Raw genomic sequence first — 19,971 nt, forward strand, 5'->3', positions numbered from 1 at the left:
CGCCTGGTCAGCCCAGCATCCGCTTGAGCAGGTCCCGCAGGACCGCCCGCTCGGCCGTCGACAGCCCGGCCAGCGGCTCGCGCGCGAAGTCCAGCGACTCGCGCAGCCGGTCCGCGGTCTGCACGCCCTCCTCGGTGGGGGCGGCCAGCTTGACCCGGCGGTCGGCCGGGTCCGGGCGGCGCTCGACCAGGCCGCGGCTCTCCAGCCGGTCGATGATGCCGGTCACGTTCGACGGCTCGCAGCGCAGCTTCTGCGCGATCCGGCGCATCGGCAGCGGCTCCAGCGCCAGCAGGTTCAGCACCCGGGCCTGGGCGCCCGTGAGCTGGTGGCTGGCGGCCGCGTGCTCGTACTCCATGTGGTAGCGGGCCACGACATCGCCGATGAGCTCGACGACCTCAAGGGTCACTGGGTCTACGCGACGACTGGGCATGGATCCAGAGTACCCATTTACTTGACAACATGAAATATCCAGGCGCATGGTTGTTTCACCTACTGAAGCAATTTCCGTTCTTACCAGGAGCGCCGCATGTCCGAGATTCCCGCCATCAGCCGCGAGTGGCACCTCGTCCGTCGCCCGCAGGGCTGGCCCGTCGCCGAGGACTTCGCCCTGCGCGAGGTGCCCGTGTCCGCCGAGCCCGCCCCCGGCCGGATCCTCGTGCGCAACCTCCACATGTCCGTGGACCCGTACATGCGCGGCCGGATGAACGATGTGAAGTCGTACATACCGCCCTTCCAGCTGGACCAGCCGATGGACGGCGGAGCGGTCGGCGAGGTCGTCGCCTCCGCCGCCGAGGGCTTCGAGGTCGGCGACCACGTCCTGCACGGCCTGGGCTGGCGCGAGTACGCGGAGTTCGACGCGAAGCACGGCACCAAGGTGGACGCCTCGCTCGCCCCGCTCTCCGCCTACCTCGGCGTCCTCGGCATGCCGGGCCTGACCGCCTACGCCGGGCTCTTCGAGGTCGCCTCCTTCAAGGAGGGCGACTCCGTCTTCGTCTCCGGCGCGGCCGGTGCGGTCGGCAGCCTCGTCGGCCAGTTCGCGAAGATCAAGGGCGCCTCCCGGGTGATCGGCTCCGCCGGCTCGGACGAAAAGGTGACGCTCCTCACGGAGAAGTACGGCTTCGACGCCGCCTTCAACTACAAGAACGGCCCGGTCGGCGAGCAGCTGCGCGCCTCCGCCCCCGAGGGCGTCGACGTCTACTTCGACAACGTCGGCGGCGACCACCTGGAGGCCGCGATCTCCTCCATGAACGTGAACGGCCGGGCCACCCTCTGCGGCGCGATCGCCCAGTACAACGACACCGAGGCCGCCCCCGGCCCGCGCAACCTCGTGCAGGTCATCGGCAAGCGCCTGCGCCTCCAGGGCATCCTCGTCAACGACCACGCCGGACTCCAGCAGCAGTTCGTCCAGGACGTGGCCGGCTGGCTGCGCTCCGGGGAGCTGCGCTACGACGAGACGGTCGTCGAGGGCGTCGAGAACGCGGCCTCCGCCTTCCTCGGCCTGATGCGCGGCGAGAACACCGGAAAGATGATCGTTTCTTTCACCGGTTAGGCTCATCCCCACGCCGTCGCGACCGTGGGCGCGAGTCGCGGCGATTACGAGGAGGATCTCTCTACATGTCCATCCAGCAGTCCGACGTCGCGTACACCGCTGTTGCCACCGCACAGAACGGCCGTGACGGCCGCGTCGCCACCAACGACGGCCAGCTCGACGTCGTCGTGAACCCGCCGAAGGAGCTCGGCGGCAGCGGCGCCGGCACCAACCCGGAGCAGCTGTTCGCCGCCGGCTACAGCGCCTGCTTCCAGGGCGCCCTGGGTGTCGTCGCGAAGAACGAGAACGCCGACATCTCCGGCTCCAGCGTCACCGCCGAGGTCGGCATCGGCAAGAACGACGACGGCTTCGGCCTGATCGTCAAGATCTCCGCCGTGATCCCGAACGTGGACCCCGCCACCGCCAAGGACCTCATCGAGAAGGCCCACCAGGTCTGCCCGTACTCCAAGGCGACCCGCGGCAACATCACCGTCGAGCTCGCCGTCTGATCCGGCACTGCTCAGCGAAGGCCGCACCCCGGTTCCGGGGTGCGGCCTTCGCCGTAGACTGGCGCCATGCGTGATCTTGCGGGGGGTTTCCGGTACCTGCTGGCCGGACAGCGATGGGTGTTCGGCCACGGCCGCCGGCTGGGCTTCGGCCTGCTGCCCGGGCTGGTGTCCCTCGTCCTCTACGCGGGGGCGCTGATCGGGCTCGGCTACGGCGCCGACGACCTGACCGCCTGGGCCACTCCCTTCGCCGACGACTGGTCCTCGCCGTGGCTCGGGCTCTTCCGCGGCTTCCTGACCGCGCTGGTCTTCTGCCTCGGGCTCTTCCTCGCCGTCATCACCTTCACCGCCGTGACCCTGCTCATCGGCCAGCCGTTCTACGAGTCCCTCTCGGAGCAGGTCGACCGCAGCGAGGGCGGCGAGGTCCCCGAGTCGGGGCTCCCCCTCTGGCGGGAGCTGTGGATCTCGGCCCGCGACAGCCTGAAGGTGCTCGGCCGGGTGCTGCTGTACGGGATCCTGCTCTTCGCCCTCGGGTTCCTCCCCGTGGTCGGGCAGACGGTGGTCCCGGTGCTCGGGTTCTGCGTCACCGGGTACTTCCTGACCCAGGAGCTCACCTCCGTCGCGCTCCAGCGGCGCAAGGTGGAGCTGCACGAGCGGCTGGCGCTGATGCGGTCGCGGCGGCTGCTGGTGCTGGGCTTCGGGGTGCCGCTGGCGCTGGCGTTCCTGGTCCCGCTGGTCGCGGTGTTCCTGATGCCGGGCGCGGTGGCGGGGGCCACGCTGATGGTGCGGGACCTGCTGCGGCCGGAGGAGGCCCCGGCCGCCGAAACGGCCGCCGGCGGCTTCGGGCCGCCGCCTCCCGCGTACTCCTGACTACCGCTTCAGCAGGGTGAGGGCGCCGACCGTGTCCTCGGCGCCGTGGGCCGCCGGGTCGGCGTCCAGCCGCCGCCGCATCAGCTCCAGGTACGGGGCGATCAGCTCGGGGCTGACGCCCTGGTCCTCGGCGGTCCGCAGCAGGGTGCGGCTGCCCGCGACCTGCATGGCCAGGTTGGACACCACCCCGGTGGTGAAGTCCCGCGAGGTCAGCCGCTCGGCGGCGTTGCCGACGAAGAAGCCCATGGCGCCGAGCCACTCGGTCAGCAGGGCGGACAGTTCCTTCGGGGCGATGTCCTCGCCCTCGATCAGCGCGTAGGCGTGCGAGATCCCTGCGAACAGCCCGTACATCGCGCTCAGCAACGCCACGTCGTGCAGGGCGGCGTGACCGGGGTCCTCGCCGACGAAGCGGGCCCCGGCCGGGACCTCCAGCGCCGCCCTGTGGGTGTCGAAGAGGGCGCGCGAGCCGCTGTAGAAGACATAGCCTCCGGCCTGCGGCACCCCGATCATCGGCGGCGTGGCCATGATCCCGGCGTCCACGAACCGGGCTCCGCGGGCCGCGGCCCAGGCGGCCCGCGCGCGGCCCTCGGCGGGCGTGCCGGTGGTGAGGTTGACCAGGTCCTTGCCGGTCAGGTCGATTCCGTCCAGGGCGGACTCCACGGAGGCGTCGTCCAGCAGGCAGAGCACGACCAGCTGGTTCGCGGCGACGGCCTCGGCGGGGCTCGCGGCGGCGAGGGCCCCTTCGGAGGCGAGCGCCCCGGCCTTGGCGGGGGTGCGGTTCCACACGGTGAGGGGATGCCCGGCGGCGAGCCAGGTGCGGGCCAGGGCGGTGCCCATGGCGCCGAGTCCGAGCAGGGTGAGCGGGTGCTGCGGTGCGTTGTCGGTCATGGCGTTTAGCCTGGTGGCAGGTAGGTGAGGGCTCAAGTACGCACTTTGGAGTGGGTGGTTACCCCAAGGTGAGCGAGCAGGTGGGAGGGGTGCGCGATGGCGCTGGCAGCACGGAGGCCCGGTGCGGATCACTGCGGGATCGCCGCGGCGATGTCCGTGATCGACGGCAAGTGGAAGGTCTCGCTCCTGTGGGAGCTGGAGCAGCGGCCGCGCCGCTTCGGTGAACTGCGTCGGCTGGTACCGGGGATTTCGGAGAAGGTGCTCGCCGCCCAGCTTCGCGAGCTGGAGACCGACGGCATAGTCCACCGCGAGGTGTACGAGGAGGTCCCCCCGCGCGTTCAGTACTCCTTGACCCCGCTGGGCGAGGAGCTGAACACGGCCCTGAAGGCGCTCGGGGCCTGGGGCGCCGAGCACCTCCTGCCCGCGACGGCCTAACCGCGCGGTACCACCCACAGGGCTTCGGCGGCCGCGCAGAAGTCGCCGGTGGCGGTGGCCAGGGCCGTGCCCACGCGGTACTTGCGGCCCTCGGCGGTCAGCATCCAGGAGTACGAGACGAGCCCCTCGCCCACGGGGACCGGCCGCATCAGCCGGGCGGTGAGCGCGGCCGTGACCGCACCGGCCGGGCGGTCGTCGAGCAGGCGCCCGGCCGCGTTCCCGGGGCAGTCCAGCGCGCCCCACACCAGTTCGGGCGGCAGCAGCCCGTCCGGGCCCGCGAGTTCCGCTCCGGGGGTCCAGGCGGTGGCGACCAGCTCGCGGCCCGGTACCCGGCCGCAGTGCAGGCGCAGCCCGGTGGCGGGGGTGCGGTCCAGGCCACAGCCGAAGCAGTCGGTCTGCCCGTCCGGCGGGGCCGCCCGGTAGGCCTCGGCGGCCGCCCGCGCCTGCTCCCAGGACGGGGCCTCGGGCACCTCCCCGGCGAATGCGGCAGGGACCGCGGCGGCCAGCAGCAGCTCGCCGTCCGTCAGTGCGCAGCCGCCGTCGGGGGTCCCGGCGAGCCGGACCGGCGCCCCGGTCGGCACGGGCCGCCGGAAGTCCACCCGTACGTCCTTCGCGGCGGCCCGCCCGGCCAGCACGCCCGCCACGTAGCCGCCGAAGGCCACCCCCGGATATCCGTGGAGGTGTTCGGGAATCGTGATCGTCTCGAAGTCGTTCGCCATGCCGGCCACCCATCACACCGAGGCCGTCACCACGCCGGGTGTACGGTCGTCCGCCTCGGCCGTCAGAGCGCCGCCCGGGGCCCACACGGCCGCGCCACCGCAGCCGGTCCACGGGCCTGCCGGGCCGACGTGGTTGGCGAGGACCACGTACAGGCCGTGCTCCTTCGCGATCCCCGGATACACGGTGGCGCGCTCGCCGATCCCGTCGCCCGTCCCGTACAGCGAGCTCGCGAGGTGGACCCGGCAGCCGTCGGCCGCGGCCCGGCTGGCGAGCTCGGGGAAGTGGTTGTCGTAGCAGATGCCCAACGAGAAGCGGATCCCGCCGAGTTCGAACCGGCCGTCGCCCGCGCCGGGCTCGAAGAGGTCCTGCTCGTGCCGGAAGAGGTGCTGCTTCGCGTACGTGGTGACGTGTGCGCCGTCCGCGTCGTACACCAGCGTGGCGATGAGGGGCCGGGGGCCGGCGCCGGGCAGCGCGACATTGACCGCGGTGGCGATGCCCGCGGAGCGCAGCGCGTCCAGGCGGGGGTCGTCGGCGCCGGTCCACAGCCCGGGGTCGGCGGCCAAGGCCGCCAACTCGTAGCCGGTGAGCGTGAACTCGGGGAACACCACCAGCTCGGCGCCCTCCGCCCGGGCCCGCACGGCAAGTGCGGCGGCCCGGGCGGCGTTGGCGGGCACGTCGGCGGGCAGGCAGGTCAGCTGGGCTGCGGCGATTCTCACCCGTGCAGCATGCCAGGCCGGCCGGCGACCGCCGTGACCGGCCGGCCAGGGCCCGCCGTGCCCGCGTCAGGCGGTGACGGCCACCGACTCGATCATGACGTGGTGATCGGAGAACGCCGAGTCGGCCACCATGCACCAGCGCCGGGTCTCGCTGCTGAACACGTAGTCGATCTTCCCGCCGAAGGAGTGCGTGGCCCGGCCGGTGCGCGAGGCGCCCGTCTGGTCGCACTCCACGTAGCCCTCGGTGCCGGGGCCGGTGGAGTAGAGGCCGGCGGGCCACACCCAGGCGTCCTTGGTGTTCGGGTCGTCGGGGGACAGCGAGTTGAAGTCCCCGCCGAAGACCGTCTTCGGGAAGGTGTTCACGATGGCCTTGATCTCCGCGAACTGGTCGTCGCGGTAGTCCCAGTCCGGGTGGTCCGGGTTGCTGCCCAGGCGCGAGGCGTGGACGTTGCACAGCCGGACGTTCCAGTACACCGCCGTCGCGCACTGGAAGGGGCTCTGCTGGCCGACGTACGGCTGCGTCACCGGGTATTCCCGGGCGTCCGCCATCTGGCCCTTGAGCACGATCGCGGTGCCGATGGCGTCGGCGCGCCCGGTGTCCTCACCGCAGCGGCTGTTCCACTTGCCGTCCGCCCCCTGCGACCACTGGTACGGGGCGAAGCTCTTGGTCCAGCCCGGGCCCAACTGGGCCATCAGCTCGGTGAGATCGCCCTCGCACACCTCCTGGAGCAGCGCGGCGTGGACGTAATTGTTCTGGACGTGGTACTTGACCACGTCGATCTTCTGCTGCGGCGTGCCCGTGCCCTCGCAGTGCCAGGTGGAGCGCTGCGAGCCGCACATGTTCCAGGACATGACCTGGAGGTTCTTCGTCTCGGCGGCCACGGCCGAGGGCGTGCCGACCGCCGCGGCCAGGAGCAGCGCGGTCACCACCCCGGCGGTTCTCTTCATCAGTCCGGACATCCCCATGGACCTGCCACCCCTCGTCTTCGGTTGGTTCGACGATCAAGGTATCCGCAGGTCCGACGCCGGTAGCGAGCGGGTCGGGGACCGGTCAGGGGCGGGTGTCCGGCCCCCGCAGCAGCGTCAGGAAGGAGCGGAACGCCGCGGGCATGTCCACCGACTCCGGGGCGAGCAGCCACTGGTACTGGAGGCCGTCCATGACCGCCGTCAGCAGCGGGGCGGCCTGCTCCGGGGTGAGCCCCGAGGGGAGGCGCTCGCCGAACTCGGCGCGCAGCACCGCCGCCATCTCCCCGCGGACCTGGGCGTAGCGCTCGGTGAAGAACTCCCGGGCCGGATGCCCGTCGGTGACGCTCTCGCCGAGCAGTGCCGAGAAGGTCTGCACGATGCCCGGGCGCATGGCGTTGTACTCCACCAGCGAGGCCAGCAGGTCCAGGCGCCAGGCGTCCGCCGAGGCGCGCGAGCCGCCGCCCGTGTCCCAGCGGTCGCGCTCCTCCAGCACCGCGACCAGCAGCGCCTCCTTGGTCGGGAAGTAGTGCAGCAGCCCCTGCTGGGTCAGGCCCACGCGCTCGGCGACCGTGCCCAGGGACGCGCCCCGGTAGCCGCGCTCCGCGATCACCTCGAGGGCCGCGCGGACGATCTCCCCGCGCCGCTCCTCGCTCCTCGCCCTGGCCATCGCCCCCGGCACCCCTTTCGCTCGCACCCGTCAGCAGGACCGTACGACATCTGAATATCACGAACAGGTTACGAACCCTACCGCTCTACAGGTAACCGGTCCACGATGGGGGCACCGCACCGCACCGCACCGTTCCACCGCACCGCACCGCACCGCACCGCACCGCACCGCACCGCACTCAACGAGGAGGCACGGCCGTGACCGATGCCGATCAGGTCCGCACCAGCGCAGTCGAAGTGGCGCTCGGCAAGCTCGATCTCGACACCAAGACCCGGCTGCTGGCAGGCCAGGACATGTGGTCGCTGCCCGCCATCCCCGAGATCGGGCTGAAGTCCCTGGTCATGTCCGACGGCCCCATCGGGGTGCGCGGCGTGCGCTGGACCGCCGACGACCCCTCCATCGCCCTGCCCTCCCCGACCGCGCTCGCCGCGGCCTGGGACCCGGCCCTCGCGCGCCGCGCCGGCCGGCTCCTCGCCCAGGAGGCCCGCCGCAAGGGCGTCCACGTCCTCCTCGCGCCCACCGTGAACCTGCACCGCTCCCCGCTCGGCGGCCGGCACTTCGAGTGCTACTCCGAGGACCCGTACCTCACCGGCGCCATCGGCACCGGCTACGTCAACGGCGTCCAGGACGGCGGGGTCGGCACCACGGTCAAGCACTTCGTGGGCAACGACGCCGAGACCGAGCGGTTCACCGTCGACAGCGTCATCGCCCCGCGCCCGCTGCGCGAGCTGTACCTGGCGCCCTTCGAGGCCATCGTCGCGGGCGCCCACCCCTGGGGCATCATGACCGCCTACAACCAGGTCAACGGCACGACGATGACCGAGCACCGCCACCTGGTCAACGAAGTCCTGCGCGGCGAATGGGGCTTCGACGGGTACAACGTCTCCGACTGGATGGCCGCCCGCTCCACCGCCGGCGACATCCTGGGCGGCCTCGACGTGGCCATGCCCGGCCCGCAGACCGTCTACGGGGCCGCCCTCGCCGAGGCGGTCCGCGCCGGCGAGGTCCCCGAGTCCGCCGTCGACGAGGCGGTGCGCAACGTCCTGCGCCTCGCCGCCCGCGTCGGCATCCTGGAGGGCGCGCCCGCCGTCGTCGAGGAGGTCCCGGCCCCGATCGACGGGCAGGCGCTGGCCCGCGAGCTCGCCGCGCGCGGCTTCGTCCTCGTGCGCAACGAGAACGGCACCCTGCCCCTCGACGCCGCCGGCGGCACCGTGGCCCTCATCGGCGCCGCCGCCCGCGACGCCCGCGTCCTCGGCGGCGGTTCCGCCACCGTCTTCCCCGAGCGGATCGTCTCCCCGCTCGACGGCCTCACCGCCGCGCTCCCGGAGGGGTCCTTGACCTGCGCCGTCGGCGCCGACCCCTCCGACGAACTCGCCCCCGCAGACAAGGGCTTCGAGCTGCGCGCCATCTGCCGCGACGCCTCCGGTGCGGTCATCGGCGAAGGCAGCCTGCCGACCGGCCAGGTCCAGTGGATCGGTGACGACCTGCCCGCGGGCGCCACGTACGAGACCATGGCGAGCATCGAGGTCACCGGCACGTTCGTGCCGCGCGAGAGCGGCGAGCACGCCTTCGGCACCCGGGGGCTGGGCGCCTTCGCCCTCGCCGTCGGCGGCGAGACCCTCTGGGCCGGCGTCCAGGAGATGGGCAACGAGGCCGACCCCTTCGAGGCCTTCTTCGGCGCCCCCAGCGAGCGCGCCCGGACCATCCTCACGGAGGGGGAGCCCGTCGAGGTCTCACTGACCTTCCAGGTCCCGGACATGAGCGCGCTGCCGCTCAAGGCGATCATGTTCTCGCTGCTCCACCTCGGCCCGCGGCGCGATGCCGACGAGCTGATCGCCGAGGCCGTGGAGGCCGCCCGCGCCGCGGACACGGCCGTCGTGGTCGTCGCCACCACCGAGCGCGTGGAGTCCGAGGGCTTCGACCGCCGCGACCTCACCCTCCCGGGCCGCCAGGACGACCTGGTCCGTGCCGTCGCCGCCGCCAACCCGAACACCGTGGTCGTGGTCAACGCCGGTTCCCCGGTGGAGCTCCCGTGGCGCGAGGAGGTCGCCGCGGTGCTGCTGACCTGGTTCCCCGGGCAGGAGGGCGGGGCCGCGCTGGCCGACGTACTCCTCGGCGAGGCGGAGCCCGGCGGGCGGCTGCCCACCACCTGGCCCGCGCGGTTCGCCGACGCGCCCGTCACCGAGGTCGTCCCCACCGAGGGGCGCCTGGAGTACCGCGACGGGCTGTTCATCGGCTACCGGGCGTACGAGGCCCAGGGCATCACCCCCGCCTTCCCCTTCGGGCACGGCCTCGGCTACACCGACTGGGCCTACGACTGCCTGGAGGTCACCGGCACCACGGCCCGGGTCCGCGTCACCAACACCGGCGCCCGGCCCGGCCGCGAGGTCGTCCAGATCTACCTGGCCCCCGTGGCGGGTGCCTCCGCGAGCGCGCAGAGCACGACCGTCGAGCGCCCGGCGAGCTGGCTGGCCGCCTTCGCGGGCGTCGAGGCGGGCCCCGGCGAGAGCGTCGAAGCCGAGATCGCCCTGCCCGCCCGGGCCTTCGAGATCTGGGACGAGGAGACCCGCGGCTGGCAGCGGATCGGCGGCTCCTACGAGGTCCGCGCGAGCCGTGCGCACGGGGACACGCGGCTGACGGCGGCACTCGACATCCCGTAACACACCGTAACAACAGGAATGGCCGGAAATCACCCCCAAAAACCGGGCAGGGGGCGGGTCCTGACACCCGCCCCCTGCCCACCGGCGTCAACGCGGCGGCTGCGCCGCCGTCACCTGGCGGTGCGCCAGTTCCGCCAGCCGTGCCTGCCCCTCCTTGCCCGGATGGAACCAGTCCCAGCGGCTCAACTGATCCGCCGCGAAGGGGTACTGGAAGACCGCGCCGCCGTCGTAGCGGCACAGCGGGTCCTTCGCGCACACCTCGCGGAGCACCTCGTTGTACTCGACCACCCGCGCCCGCACCTGCTCGCGCCGGCCCGTCGCCCCCATGGCCGCAGACAGCGGATCGGAGAGCATCGACTGGCAGATGCCCAGCTTCCAGACCTGCCGGACCATCGGGCTGTCCTTGCCCTGCTCCCACAGCCGCTGGAGGTCCGGGATGCTGGAGACGTACACCTGGGAAGTGGGAGACGCGGCCCGCAGACCCGCGAGGGCCTGCTCGAAACCGGCCCGGAACTCCGCCACCGGCGTCATCGACGAAGCCGTGGGCCGGCAGGCGTCGTTCGAGCCCACCATCACCGTGACCAGGTCGGGCTTGTGTGCGGCCGCCTCGGCCAGCTGCCCCGGCAGGTCCGCCATCCGCGAGCCGGTCGCCGCGTAGTTCCAGCTGCGCGCCGGGGCCTCGGCGTCCCCGAGCAGCCGCGTGGCGAGGGAGCGGACCTCCGGGTCGCTGCCGGTGGCCCAGGAGACCTCCGGGCAGTCGGCCAGGACCGAACAGGCGTCGAAACCCCGCGTGATGGAATCGCCCACGGCCGCGATCGAGGTGGGCGCGGTGTTCCAGCGCGGAGCGGCCTGCGCCCCGCGCTCGCCCTCGTCACCCGACCCGCCCGGCCCGCATCCGGCCGCAGTCCCGGCCAGCAGCGCGGCCGCTGCCGCCGCTCCCCTGAGGGTCCGGCGCGCGCGGCGGCGCGCAGCGGTGGTGCGCATCGGGATGGTCCCCTCCTTGACGTCCCCACTTCCTTCGGGGGGTCCTGCTGAGTGAAAGCTCTGTGTTTACCGGCCTTGGAGCGACCGTACGTCACACCATGACCCCTGACGCACGGTAGCTTTTTCCCGTGGCGTTTCGGCCGCAGGTCCCGTTGCGCAATGTCAAATAATTTCCGTTACATTACATCACGTCACATACTGTCCGTTTTCTGGAGTTTATTCCCGACCTCGTCCCACACTGGAGGTCCCGGTGACGACACGTGGAGTTCTGTACGTGCACTCCGCACCGCGCGCGCTCTGCCCGCACGTGGAATGGGCGGTTGCGGGCGTGCTCGGGGTGCGGGTGAACCTCGACTGGATCAGGCAGCCCGCCTCCCCGGGCACCTGGAGAGCCGAGTTCTCCTGGCAGGCCGAACCGGGCACCGCCTCGAAGCTCGCCTCCGCCCTCCGCGGCTGGCACCTGCTGCGCTTCGAAGTGACCGCCGAACCCTGCCCGACTGCCGAGGGCGAGCGCTACAGCTCCACTCCGGAGCTGGGCATCTTCCACGCGGTCACCGGCATGCACGGCGACATCCTGATCCCGGAGGACCGGCTGCGGGCCGCCCTCGCCCGGTCCGCGCGCGGTGAGACCGACCTGGAGGCGGAGATCGCCAAGCTGCTCGGCAAGCCGTGGGACGACGAACTGGAACCCTTCCGCTACGCGGGCGAGGGCGCCCCGGTGCGCTGGCTCCACCAAGTCGTCTGAGACCCCTCTTTGCGCCTGAGCCGGCGCCGCTCTCGCGGACCTGGTTGCTCGCCGTTGGGGTTCCTCAATTGATGGTTGCGGTGTTCGTCGCTTCGCTCGCGCAACCGGTACGCGGAAGGCCCACCCGGAATGCCGGGTGGGCCTCGCGTGCAGGGAGGCTCAGACAGAGCGGAACGCGAGGGTCACGTTGTGGCCGCCGAAGCCGAAGGAGTTGTTGATCGCGGAGATCGGGCCGTCGGCCGGCAGCTTGCGCGGCTCGCCCCGCACGATGTCCGCGTCGATGTCCTCGTCGATGTCGTCGAGGTTGATCGTCGGCGGCGCCAGCCGGTTGTACAGCGCCAGCACGGTCGCGACGGTCTCGATGCCGCCCGCGCCACCGAGCAGGTGACCGGTCATCGACTTGGTCGCGGAGATCGCGATGTGGTCGAGGTCGTCGCCCAGCACCTTGCGCAGGGCCTTCAGCTCGGCCGTGTCACCCTGCGGGGTGGACGTGGCGTGCGCGTTCAGGTGGACCAGCTCGGCCGGGTCGAGGCCCGTGTTGTCGAGCAGGTTCTGCACGGCGGCCGCGACACCGCGGCCGGTCGGCTCGGGCTGCGCGATGTGGTGGCTGTCCGCGGACAGACCCTGGCCCAGCACCTCGCAGTAGACCCGGGCGCCGCGCGCGGCGGCGTGCTCGGCGGACTCCAGGACGACGACGCCCGCGCCCTCGCCCAGGACGAAGCCGTCACGCGCCTTGTCGTACGGGCGCGAGGCCTGCTCGGGGTTCTCGTTGTTCTTGGACATCGCCATCATGTTGGCGAACGCGGCGATCGGCAGCGGGTGGATCGCCGCCTCGGTGCCGCCCGCGACGACCACGTCGGCACGGCCGTTGCGGATCATCTCGACGGCGTAGCCGATGGCCTCGGCGCCGGACGCGCAGGCGCTGACCGGGGTGTGCACGCCCGCCTGGGCGTTGATCTCCAGGCCCACGTTGGCGGACGGGCCGTTCGGCATGAGCATGGGAACGGTGTGCGGGGAAACCCGGCGCACACCCTTTTCCTTCAGTACGTCGTACTGGTCGAGCAGGGTGGTCACACCGCCGATGCCGGAGGCGATCACGGTGCCCAGACGCTCGGGGGCGATGGCGCCGTCCTCACCGGCCGCGGCGGTGTAGCCGGCGTCGGCCCACGCCTCGCGGGCGGCGATGATGGCGAACTGCGCCGAGCGGTCGAGCTTGCGGGCCAGCGGCCGCGGCAGGACCTCGTTCGGGTCCACGGCGGCCAGGGCGGCGATACGAACCGGGAGTTCGGCGAAGCGTTCGCCCTCCAGGGGCTTCACGCCGGAGCGACCGGCGAGCAGACCTTCCCAGGTCGAAGCGCTGTCGCCACCCAGCGGAGTGGTTGCGCCGATACCGGTGACGACCACGGTGCGATTGGTCGGGCTCACAGGAATTCTTTCTCCACGTCTCAGAGGGTGCTGAATTGTCACGGCGCCACCGCCGGGTGGCGACAAACGCTCGTCAGGCTCAGGCCTGGTGCTTCAGGATGTAGCTCGCGGCGTCGCCGACCGTCTTGAGGTTCTTGACGTCCTCGTCCGGGATCTTGACGTCGAAGCGCTCTTCGGCGGCGACGACGACCTCGACCATGGACAGCGAGTCGACGTCCAGGTCGTCGGTGAAGGACTTGTCGATCTCGACGTCCTCGACGGGGATGCCGGCGATCTCGTTGACGATCTCGGCGAGACCCTCGACGATCTCTTCCTGGGTGGCGGCCATGTGGCGCTCCTTCTCTTGGTAACTGGTATGCGGGCCGGGAAAGCGGAATCCGGCCCTAGGGGAGGGTAACGACCGTCGCGGCGTAGACGAGTCCCGCCCCGAAGCCGATGACGAGCGCGGTGTCGCCGCTCTTCGCCGCACCGGTCGCCAGGAGCCGCTCCATAGCGAGCGGGATCGAGGCGGCCGAGGTGTTGCCGGTGGTCTCCACGTCACGGGCGACCGTGACGTGCTCCGGCAGCTTCAGAGTCTTCACCATCGAGTCGATGATCCGCATGTTTGCCTGGTGCGGAATGAAGACGTCCAGGTCGTCCGCGGTGATCCCGGCGGCATCGAGCGCCTGCTGGGCCACCTTGGCCATCTCGAAGACGGCCCAGCGGAAGACCGCCTGGCCCTCCTGCGTGATAGCCGGAAACTTCTCGGCGCTGTCCGTGCTGCGGTACTCGTCCCACGGCACGGTCTGCTTGATGGTCTCGGACTTGTCGCCCTCCGAACCCCACACCGTGGGGCCGATGGCCGGCTCGTCCGAAGGGCCGACGACCACGGCGCCGGCGCCGTCGCCGAACAGGAAGGCCGTCGCGCGGTCCGCCAGGTCGGTCAGGTCCGAGAGCCGTTCCACGCCGATGACGAGGACGTACTCGGCGGACCCCTCCACCACCAGGCCCTTGGCCAGGGTCAGGCCGTAGCCGAAACCGGCACAGCCCGCGGAGATGTCGAAGGCGGCGGGCTTGCCCGCGCCGATCCTGTGCGCGATCTCCGTCGCGACGGCCGGGGTCTGCTTGAAGTGCGAGACCGTCGAGACGATCACCGCACCGATCTGCTGGGGGGAGACACCGGCATCGGCCAGTGCCTTGCCCGAGGCCTCCACCGACATCGCGGCGACGGTCTCCTGGGGCGAGGCCCAGTGCCGGGTCGCGATACCGGAGCGGGAGCGGATCCACTCGTCGGACGAGTCGATGGTCTCGAGGATGACCTCGTTGGGCACCACGCGCGTCGGGCGGTAGCCGCCGACGCCGAGAATGCGGGCGTAGGGGGAGCCCTTGGCCGGCTTGATCTTGGACATGCTCTGTGGGCTCCTTCTCTCAGGCCGTCTGCTCGGCGACGAGCGCCGCGGCCTTGTCGAGATCGTCCGGGGTCTTCAGAGCCACGCTCGGTACGCCCTTCAGCGCGCGCTTGGCCAGACCCGTCAGGGTGCCGCCGGGGGAGAGTTCGATGATCCCCGTGACGCCCCGCTCGGCGAACGTCTCCATGCACAGGTCCCAGCGGACCGGGTTCGCGACCTGGCCCACCAGGCGGGCGACGACGTCGGCGCCCGTGGTGACAACGTGGCCGTCCTTGTTCGACACGTACGCCAGCGCCGGGTCCGCAGGGGACAGGTCCCCGGCGGCCTTCTCCAGCGTGGCGACCGCCGGGGCCATGTGGTGCGTGTGGAAGGCGCCCGCGACCTTGAGGGCGACGACCTTCATCGAGCCTTCGGGCTTGTCCGCCACCAGCGCCTCGATCTGCGCCATGGTGCCGGCGGCCACGACCTGACCCGCGCCGTTGATGTTGGCAGGCGTCAGACCCAGCTTTTCCAGGTGGGCGACGACGACGTCGGTTTCGCCGCCGAGGACGGCGGCCATGCCGGTCTCCGTGACGGCGGAGGCCTCGGCCATGGCCAGACCGCGCGTACGGACGAACTTCAGGGCGTCGGCCTCGGAGAGCACGCCCGCGTAGGCGGCCGCGGTGATCTCACCGACGCTGTGGCCGGCGACGGCGCCGAAGGCCGTACGGGAGCCGAGCGCGTCGGCGGACAGGAGACCTGCGGCGACCAGCAGCGGCTGGGCCACGGCCGTGTCGCGGATCTCGTCCGCGTCGGCCTTCGTGCCGTAGTGGGCAAGGTCGAGCCCGATGGCGTCGGACCAGCCCTGGACGCGGTCACGGGCGCCGGGGAGGTCGAGCCAGGGAGTCAGGAAGCCAGGCGTCTGAGCGCCTTGGCCGGGAGCGACGAGTACGAGCACCCTCACACTCTCTCTTGTGGATGGTCCCTGCCGCCCGTGGGGACAGGGACCAAGAACGGTCGGGGTAATTGTTGATGTCCGACAAAAGTCTAGGACTGCGGATCGCCGTCGGCCAGACGCCCGAGGATCAGGGCGATCCGCAGCGTGAACGCGGAACGGACATCGGAGGGTGACCAGCCGGTGACGTCGGTCACACGTCGCAGCCGGTAGCGCACCGTGTTCGGGTGCACGAACAGCATCCGGGCCGCCCCTTCGAGGCTGCTCGCCTGCTCCAGATAGACGCTCAGCGTCTCCAGGAGCGCGGACCCCGCCTCCTCCAGCGGTCTGTAGATCTCCTCCACCAGCTGTTCCCTGGCAGCGGGATCCGAGGCGATCGCCCGCTCCGGCAGGAGATCGTCCGCCAGCACCGGCCGCGGGGCGTCCTGCCAGGCGGTGCAGGCCTTCAGGCCGGCCGCCGCGGCCTGCGCGGACTTCGTCGCGTTCAGCAGGTCCGGCACCACCGGGCCGGCCACCACCGGACCGGCCGCGAACGGCCCGATCAGGGACTTCGCCACCTGCATCGGATTGTCGCTGCCGCCCGCGATGACGACCAGGCGGTCCCCGAGGACCCCCGTCAGGACCTGGAGCTTGTGGTGGCGGGCCGCGCGCCGGATCGCCTCGACCGTCAGCTCGCTGTCCCCTTCCGGCGCGGTGCCCAGCACCACGCACACGTGCTCCGGGGAGTTCCAGCCCAGCGCCGCCGCCCGGGACAGGGCGCCCTCGTCGGCCTCGCCGGACAGCACCGCGTTGACGACGAGGGACTCCAGCCGGGCGTCCCACGCGCCGCGCGCCTCGGCGGCCTGCGCGTACACCTGGGCCGTCGCGAAGGCGATCTCCCGGGCGTACACCAGCAGGGCCTCGCGCAGGATGGACTCGTCGCCCGGGGCCGCCACCTCGTCGATCGCGGCCTCCATGACCTCGATCGTGGTGCGGACCATCTCGACGGTCTGGCGCAGGGTGATCGCCCGGGTCAGCTCGCGCGGAGCCGTCCCGAAGACATCGGTGGAGATCGCCTGCGGGGTCTCCGGGTGCCGGAACCACTCCGTGAACGCGGCGATGCCGGCCTGCGCGACCAGGCCGATCCAGGACCGGTTCTCCGGGGGCATCGCCCGGTACCACGGCAGGGTCTCGTCCATCCGCGCGATCGCGTTGGCCGCGAGCCGGCCGGAGGACTTCTCCAGTCGGCGCAGCGTCGCGGTGTGCGGATGGGCGGGCGCGGGATGCGCGGCGTGTGTCGCGGGGGAATGCTCACGTTCGGGTTGGGGCACGGGACAAGACTGCCTTATCGGGAAGCCCGCGCGGAGTCCGGTCCCGGGTCGGGCCCGAGTCAGGCCCCGTGTCCGGCGCGTGTCAGGTCCCGCGTCTGGCCCGCCTCCGGCCCGCGCCGGGTCCCGTGTCCGGTCCCGCGTCCGCCGCCTGCCCGGCGGCTACGGTGGCACCCATGATTGAAGTACGCCGCGGCGCCGACCGGTACGAGGGCGGGGACCCGGCCGCCGGGATCACCACCCGGCACGCCTTCTCCTTCGGATCCTTCTACGACCCGGACAACCTGCGCTTCGGCCCGGTCCTGGCCTGCAACGAGGAGCTCCTGAGGCCGGGCGCCGGGTTCGACGAGCACCCGCACAGCCACACCGAGATCGTGACCTGGGTGACCGAGGGCGAGCTCACCCACCAGGACAGCACCGGCGAGAAGGGCCTGGTCCGGCCCGGCGACATACAGCGGCTCAGCGCCGGATCCGGGGCGCGGCACGTGGAGCGCAACGACGGCGAGGTGCCGCTGCGCTTCGTGCAGACGTGGCTCGCGCCGCTCACCGCCGGCGGCGAGCCCTCGTACGAGGTGGTCCGGGGCATCGCCGACGGCACGCCCTACGAGGTCCCCGCGGCCGGCGCCGTGCTGCACGTGCGGCGGCCGGGCGCGGGCGAGCGGGTCCCCGTACCGGCGGCGGAGCGCGTGTACCTGCACGTGGTGCGCGGGGACCTGCGCCTGGACGGGCAGGAGCTCGGACCGGGGGACTCGGTGCGGATCACCGCCGAGCGGGACCTGCAGATCACCGCCGGATCCCCGGGGGAGCTGCTGATCTGGGAGTTCCCTAGCGGGACCTGAGCTCGGCCAGGACCGCGTCGGTGAACGGGGTCCAGGCCTCCACGGCCCACGGGCCGAAGGCGCGGTCCGTCAGCGCCACGCACGCGGCGCGCGCGTCCGGATCCACCCACAGGAAGGTGCCGGACTGCCCGAAGTGCCCGAAGGTGCGGGGCGAGGACGAGCTGCCCGTCCAGTGCGGGGACTTGCCGTCGCGGATCTCCAGCCCGAGCCCCCAGTCGTTGGGGGACTGGTGCCCGTAGCCGGGCAGGACGCCCTTGAGCCCCGGGTGGACGACGGAGGTGGCCTCGGCGACCGTGCGGACGTCGAGCAGCCGGGGCGCCTGGAGCTCGGCCGCGAACCGTACGAGGTCGGCGACGGTGGAGACGCCGTCCTTGGCGGGCGAGCCCTCCAGGGTGGTGGCGGTCATGCCGAGCGGCTCGCACACCGCCTGGTGCAGGTACTCCGCGAAGGGGATGCCGGTGGCCTTGGAAATGTGGTCGCCGAGCACCTCGAAACCGGCGTTCGAGTACAGCCGGCGCTGCCCGGGCGGGGCGCTCACCCGGTGCTCGTCGAAGGCCAGGCCGCTGGTGTGCGCGAGGAGGTGACGGACCGTCGACCCTTCGGGACCGGCCGGCTCGTCGAGCTCGATCGCCCCCTCCTCGTACGCGACGAGGGCCGCGTACGCGGCGAGCGGCTTGGTGACCGAGGCGAGGGCGAAGCGGTGGGCGACGGGCCCGTGGGAGCCCGCCAGGCTCCCGTCGGCGCGCACGACGGCCGCCGCGGCGGTCGGCACCGGCCAGTTCTCGATGATCCGCAGGCTTTCCATGCTGGTGGCGGCCTCCATGCTCTCCATGGGCCCGAGCCTACTTGCCTGGAGTGCACTCCAAGGTTTTAGCGTGGGGCCCATGAGCCAGAGCCAGAGCCTGAGCCTGACGCAGACGCGGTACACGATCAGCGAGGTCGAGGCCCGGACCGGTCTGACCCAGCACACGTTGCGCTGGTACGAGCGGATCGGCCTGATGCCGCACGTGGACCGCTCCCACTCGGGGCAGCGGCGGTTCAGCGACCGGGACCTCCACTGGCTGGAGTTCGTGGGCAAGCTGCGCGCGACCGGGATGTCGGTGGCGGACATGGTCCGCTACGCCGAACTGGTCCGCGAGGGCGAGCACACCGTCGGCGAGCGGCGCGAGCTGCTGGAGCGGACACGGCGGGAGGTGCGGGCGCGGATCACGGAGCTGACGGACGCGCTCGCCGTACTGGACTACAAGATCGGCATGTATTCGGGCAACGCGGCTGCGATGAACACGGTCGCTGGGAAGGCACAGCAATGACGGAGCACGGCACGCACGGCACGCACGGCACGCACGGCACGCACGGCACGCACGGCACCACGCACGGCACGGTGATCGAGCAGGTCGAACTCGGCAAGGGCGGCCCGCTGGTCGGGGTCCAGGGCCTCGGCTGCATGGGCATGAGCGAGTTCTACGGGGACACCGACGAGGCGGCTGCCCGGGAGACTCTGGAGGCGGCCCTCGCGGCCGGCGTCACCCTCTTCGACACGGCGGACACCTACGGGCGGGGCCGGAACGAGGAATTCCTCGCCCCCTTCCTGGCCGCCCACCGGGACGAGGTCACGCTGGCGACGAAGTTCGCCATAGAGCGGAACGACGATCCGCACTACCGGGGCATCCGCAACGACCGCCCCTACATCCGCCAGGCCGCGGAGGACAGCCTGCGGCGGCTCGGCGTGGACGTCATCGACCTCTACTACATGCACCGGCGTGACCCGGCCGTGCCGTTCGCCGAGTCGGTGGGCGCGATGGCGGAGCTGGTGCGGGAGGGGAAGGTGCGCCGGCTGGGGCTCAGCGAGGTCACCGGGGCCGAGCTGCGCGAGGCACACGCGATCCACCCGATCGCGGCGCTCCAGTCGGAGTGGTCGCTGTTCAGCCGGGACGTGGAGCGCAGTGCGGTGGGGGCGGCGGCGGAGCTGGGAGTGGCCTTCGTGGCGTACTCCCCGTTGGGGCGGGGCTTCCTGACGGGCTCCTTCGCCGACGCGTCGGCGGACCTCTCGGAGGGGGACTACCGGCGCCACCAGCCGCGGTTCACCGGCGACAACGCGAAGGCGAACGCGGCGCTGCTGGCTCCCGTCCGGGAGGTCGCGCAGGCGCACGGGGCGAGCGCGGCGCAGATTGCGCTGGCCTGGGTGCAGCAGCGGGCGGCCGTGCACGGGCTGACCGTGATCCCGATCCCGGGCACCCGCAAGGCTTCGCGCCTGGCGGAGAACGCCGCGGCGACGCGGATCACCCTGACAGAGCCGGAACTGGCCCTGCTGGAACCGATCGCCGGCCGGGTCGCGGGCGACCGCTACCCGGACATGGCGTTCACCTCGGCAGCCCGCGAGTCCTGACCCCTCC

At 72.1% G+C, this 19,971-nt stretch carries 22 protein-coding genes; 9 read left to right on the top strand and 13 right to left on the bottom strand.

Annotation, left to right across the window (positions count from 1 at the left end; all coding sequences use genetic code 11):
- Positions 1 to 7: 7 nt before the first annotated feature.
- Complete coding sequence (locus tag J7E94_RS08490; RefSeq protein WP_215013727.1) at positions 8 to 430, bottom strand: MarR family winged helix-turn-helix transcriptional regulator; 423 nt, start codon at positions 428 to 430, stop codon at positions 8 to 10.
- A 96-nt stretch (positions 431 to 526) separates the two neighbouring features.
- Between J7E94_RS08490 and J7E94_RS08495 the strand changes: the two genes are divergently transcribed.
- From J7E94_RS08495 to J7E94_RS08505, 3 genes are all read left to right on the top strand, one after another.
- Positions 527 to 1,549: an NADP-dependent oxidoreductase gene (locus J7E94_RS08495; RefSeq protein WP_215013728.1), complete on the top strand. Its 1,023-nt coding sequence runs from the start codon at positions 527 to 529 to the stop codon at positions 1,547 to 1,549.
- Between the two features lie 65 nt (positions 1,550 to 1,614).
- Complete coding sequence (locus J7E94_RS08500; protein WP_215013730.1) at positions 1,615 to 2,037, top strand: organic hydroperoxide resistance protein; 423 nt, start codon at positions 1,615 to 1,617, stop codon at positions 2,035 to 2,037.
- Between the two features lie 66 nt (positions 2,038 to 2,103).
- The gene (locus tag J7E94_RS08505) at positions 2,104 to 2,904 is read left to right on the top strand and encodes an EI24 domain-containing protein (RefSeq protein WP_215013732.1); all 801 of its coding nucleotides are present in this window, start codon (positions 2,104 to 2,106) and stop codon (positions 2,902 to 2,904) included.
- On the opposite strand, the gene J7E94_RS08510 is transcribed toward J7E94_RS08505, so the two are convergent.
- Positions 2,905 to 3,792, bottom strand: a complete 888-nt coding sequence (locus J7E94_RS08510; protein WP_215013734.1) for an NAD(P)-dependent oxidoreductase — start codon at positions 3,790 to 3,792, stop codon at positions 2,905 to 2,907.
- Positions 3,793 to 3,888: 96 nt separating this feature from the next.
- On the opposite strand from J7E94_RS08510, the gene J7E94_RS08515 reads away from it, so the two are divergent.
- Positions 3,889 to 4,227, top strand: a complete 339-nt coding sequence (locus tag J7E94_RS08515) for a helix-turn-helix domain-containing protein (protein WP_215013736.1) — start codon at positions 3,889 to 3,891, stop codon at positions 4,225 to 4,227.
- Here the strand turns inward: J7E94_RS08515 and J7E94_RS08520 are convergent.
- From J7E94_RS08520 to J7E94_RS08535, 4 genes are all read right to left on the bottom strand, one after another.
- A complete protein-coding gene (locus J7E94_RS08520) occupies positions 4,224 to 4,946 on the bottom strand; it encodes a hypothetical protein (RefSeq protein ID WP_215013738.1) in 723 nt (240 codons plus the stop codon). The genes J7E94_RS08515 and J7E94_RS08520 overlap by 4 nt on opposite strands.
- A gap of 12 nt (positions 4,947 to 4,958) precedes the next feature.
- The gene (locus J7E94_RS08525; RefSeq protein ID WP_215013740.1) at positions 4,959 to 5,663 is read right to left on the bottom strand and encodes a carbon-nitrogen hydrolase family protein; all 705 of its coding nucleotides are present in this window, start codon (positions 5,661 to 5,663) and stop codon (positions 4,959 to 4,961) included.
- A gap of 66 nt (positions 5,664 to 5,729) precedes the next feature.
- A complete protein-coding gene (locus tag J7E94_RS08530; RefSeq protein WP_251056327.1) occupies positions 5,730 to 6,611 on the bottom strand; it encodes an endonuclease/exonuclease/phosphatase family protein in 882 nt (293 codons plus the stop codon).
- A gap of 103 nt (positions 6,612 to 6,714) precedes the next feature.
- Positions 6,715 to 7,296: a TetR/AcrR family transcriptional regulator gene (locus J7E94_RS08535; protein ID WP_215013742.1), complete on the bottom strand. Its 582-nt coding sequence runs from the start codon at positions 7,294 to 7,296 to the stop codon at positions 6,715 to 6,717.
- Positions 7,297 to 7,493: 197 nt separating this feature from the next.
- Between J7E94_RS08535 and J7E94_RS08540 the strand changes: the two genes are divergently transcribed.
- Positions 7,494 to 9,956: a beta-glucosidase gene (locus J7E94_RS08540; RefSeq protein ID WP_215013744.1), complete on the top strand. Its 2,463-nt coding sequence runs from the start codon at positions 7,494 to 7,496 to the stop codon at positions 9,954 to 9,956.
- An 87-nt stretch (positions 9,957 to 10,043) separates the two neighbouring features.
- On the opposite strand, the gene J7E94_RS08545 is transcribed toward J7E94_RS08540, so the two are convergent.
- Positions 10,044 to 10,940 (bottom strand): SGNH/GDSL hydrolase family protein, encoded by an 897-nt coding sequence (locus tag J7E94_RS08545; RefSeq protein WP_215013746.1) that lies wholly within the window; start codon positions 10,938 to 10,940, stop codon positions 10,044 to 10,046.
- A gap of 250 nt (positions 10,941 to 11,190) precedes the next feature.
- On the opposite strand from J7E94_RS08545, the gene J7E94_RS08550 reads away from it, so the two are divergent.
- Positions 11,191 to 11,685: a DUF3145 domain-containing protein gene (locus J7E94_RS08550; protein WP_215013748.1), complete on the top strand. Its 495-nt coding sequence runs from the start codon at positions 11,191 to 11,193 to the stop codon at positions 11,683 to 11,685.
- A 159-nt stretch (positions 11,686 to 11,844) separates the two neighbouring features.
- Here the strand turns inward: J7E94_RS08550 and fabF are convergent, their stop codons facing one another.
- The 5 genes from fabF to J7E94_RS08575 all read right to left on the bottom strand — a co-directional run bounded on the left by fabF (position 11,845) and on the right by J7E94_RS08575 (position 16,742).
- Complete coding sequence (gene fabF, locus J7E94_RS08555; RefSeq protein ID WP_215013750.1) at positions 11,845 to 13,110, bottom strand: beta-ketoacyl-ACP synthase II; 1,266 nt, start codon at positions 13,108 to 13,110, stop codon at positions 11,845 to 11,847.
- Between the two features lie 79 nt (positions 13,111 to 13,189).
- Positions 13,190 to 13,438, bottom strand: a complete 249-nt coding sequence (locus J7E94_RS08560) for an acyl carrier protein (protein ID WP_215013752.1) — start codon at positions 13,436 to 13,438, stop codon at positions 13,190 to 13,192.
- Positions 13,439 to 13,493: 55 nt separating this feature from the next.
- Positions 13,494 to 14,498: a ketoacyl-ACP synthase III gene (locus J7E94_RS08565; RefSeq protein WP_215013753.1), complete on the bottom strand. Its 1,005-nt coding sequence runs from the start codon at positions 14,496 to 14,498 to the stop codon at positions 13,494 to 13,496.
- A gap of 19 nt (positions 14,499 to 14,517) precedes the next feature.
- Complete coding sequence (locus tag J7E94_RS08570; protein ID WP_215013754.1) at positions 14,518 to 15,435, bottom strand: ACP S-malonyltransferase; 918 nt, start codon at positions 15,433 to 15,435, stop codon at positions 14,518 to 14,520.
- 89 nt (positions 15,436 to 15,524) lie between these two features.
- On the bottom strand, positions 15,525 to 16,742 hold the full coding sequence (locus J7E94_RS08575; RefSeq protein WP_215013755.1) for a CdaR family transcriptional regulator: 1,218 nt from the start codon (positions 16,740 to 16,742) through the stop codon (positions 15,525 to 15,527).
- A 173-nt stretch (positions 16,743 to 16,915) separates the two neighbouring features.
- Here J7E94_RS08575 and J7E94_RS08580 point away from each other — a divergent pair, with 173 nt between their 5' ends.
- The gene (locus J7E94_RS08580; RefSeq protein WP_215013756.1) at positions 16,916 to 17,578 is read left to right on the top strand and encodes a pirin family protein; all 663 of its coding nucleotides are present in this window, start codon (positions 16,916 to 16,918) and stop codon (positions 17,576 to 17,578) included.
- On the opposite strand, the gene J7E94_RS08585 is transcribed toward J7E94_RS08580, so the two are convergent.
- Entirely contained in the window at positions 17,565 to 18,383 is an 819-nt protein-coding gene (locus J7E94_RS08585; protein WP_215013805.1) for a serine hydrolase, read from the bottom strand. The genes J7E94_RS08580 and J7E94_RS08585 overlap by 14 nt on opposite strands.
- A 79-nt stretch (positions 18,384 to 18,462) precedes the next feature.
- On the opposite strand from J7E94_RS08585, the gene J7E94_RS08590 reads away from it, so the two are divergent.
- Positions 18,463 to 18,888 carry a MerR family transcriptional regulator gene (locus tag J7E94_RS08590; RefSeq protein ID WP_251056328.1) on the top strand — a complete coding sequence of 142 codons (426 nt, stop codon included), beginning with the start codon at positions 18,463 to 18,465 and terminating at the stop codon, positions 18,886 to 18,888.
- On the top strand, positions 18,885 to 19,964 hold the full coding sequence (locus J7E94_RS08595) for an aldo/keto reductase (RefSeq protein ID WP_215013758.1): 1,080 nt from the start codon (positions 18,885 to 18,887) through the stop codon (positions 19,962 to 19,964). Before J7E94_RS08590 ends, J7E94_RS08595 begins: the two co-directional genes overlap by 4 nt.
- Positions 19,965 to 19,971: the final 7 nt, after the last annotated feature.

The organism is Streptomyces sp. ISL-94 (genome assembly GCF_018614075.1).
Lineage (GTDB): Bacteria > Actinomycetota > Actinomycetes > Streptomycetales > Streptomycetaceae > Streptomyces.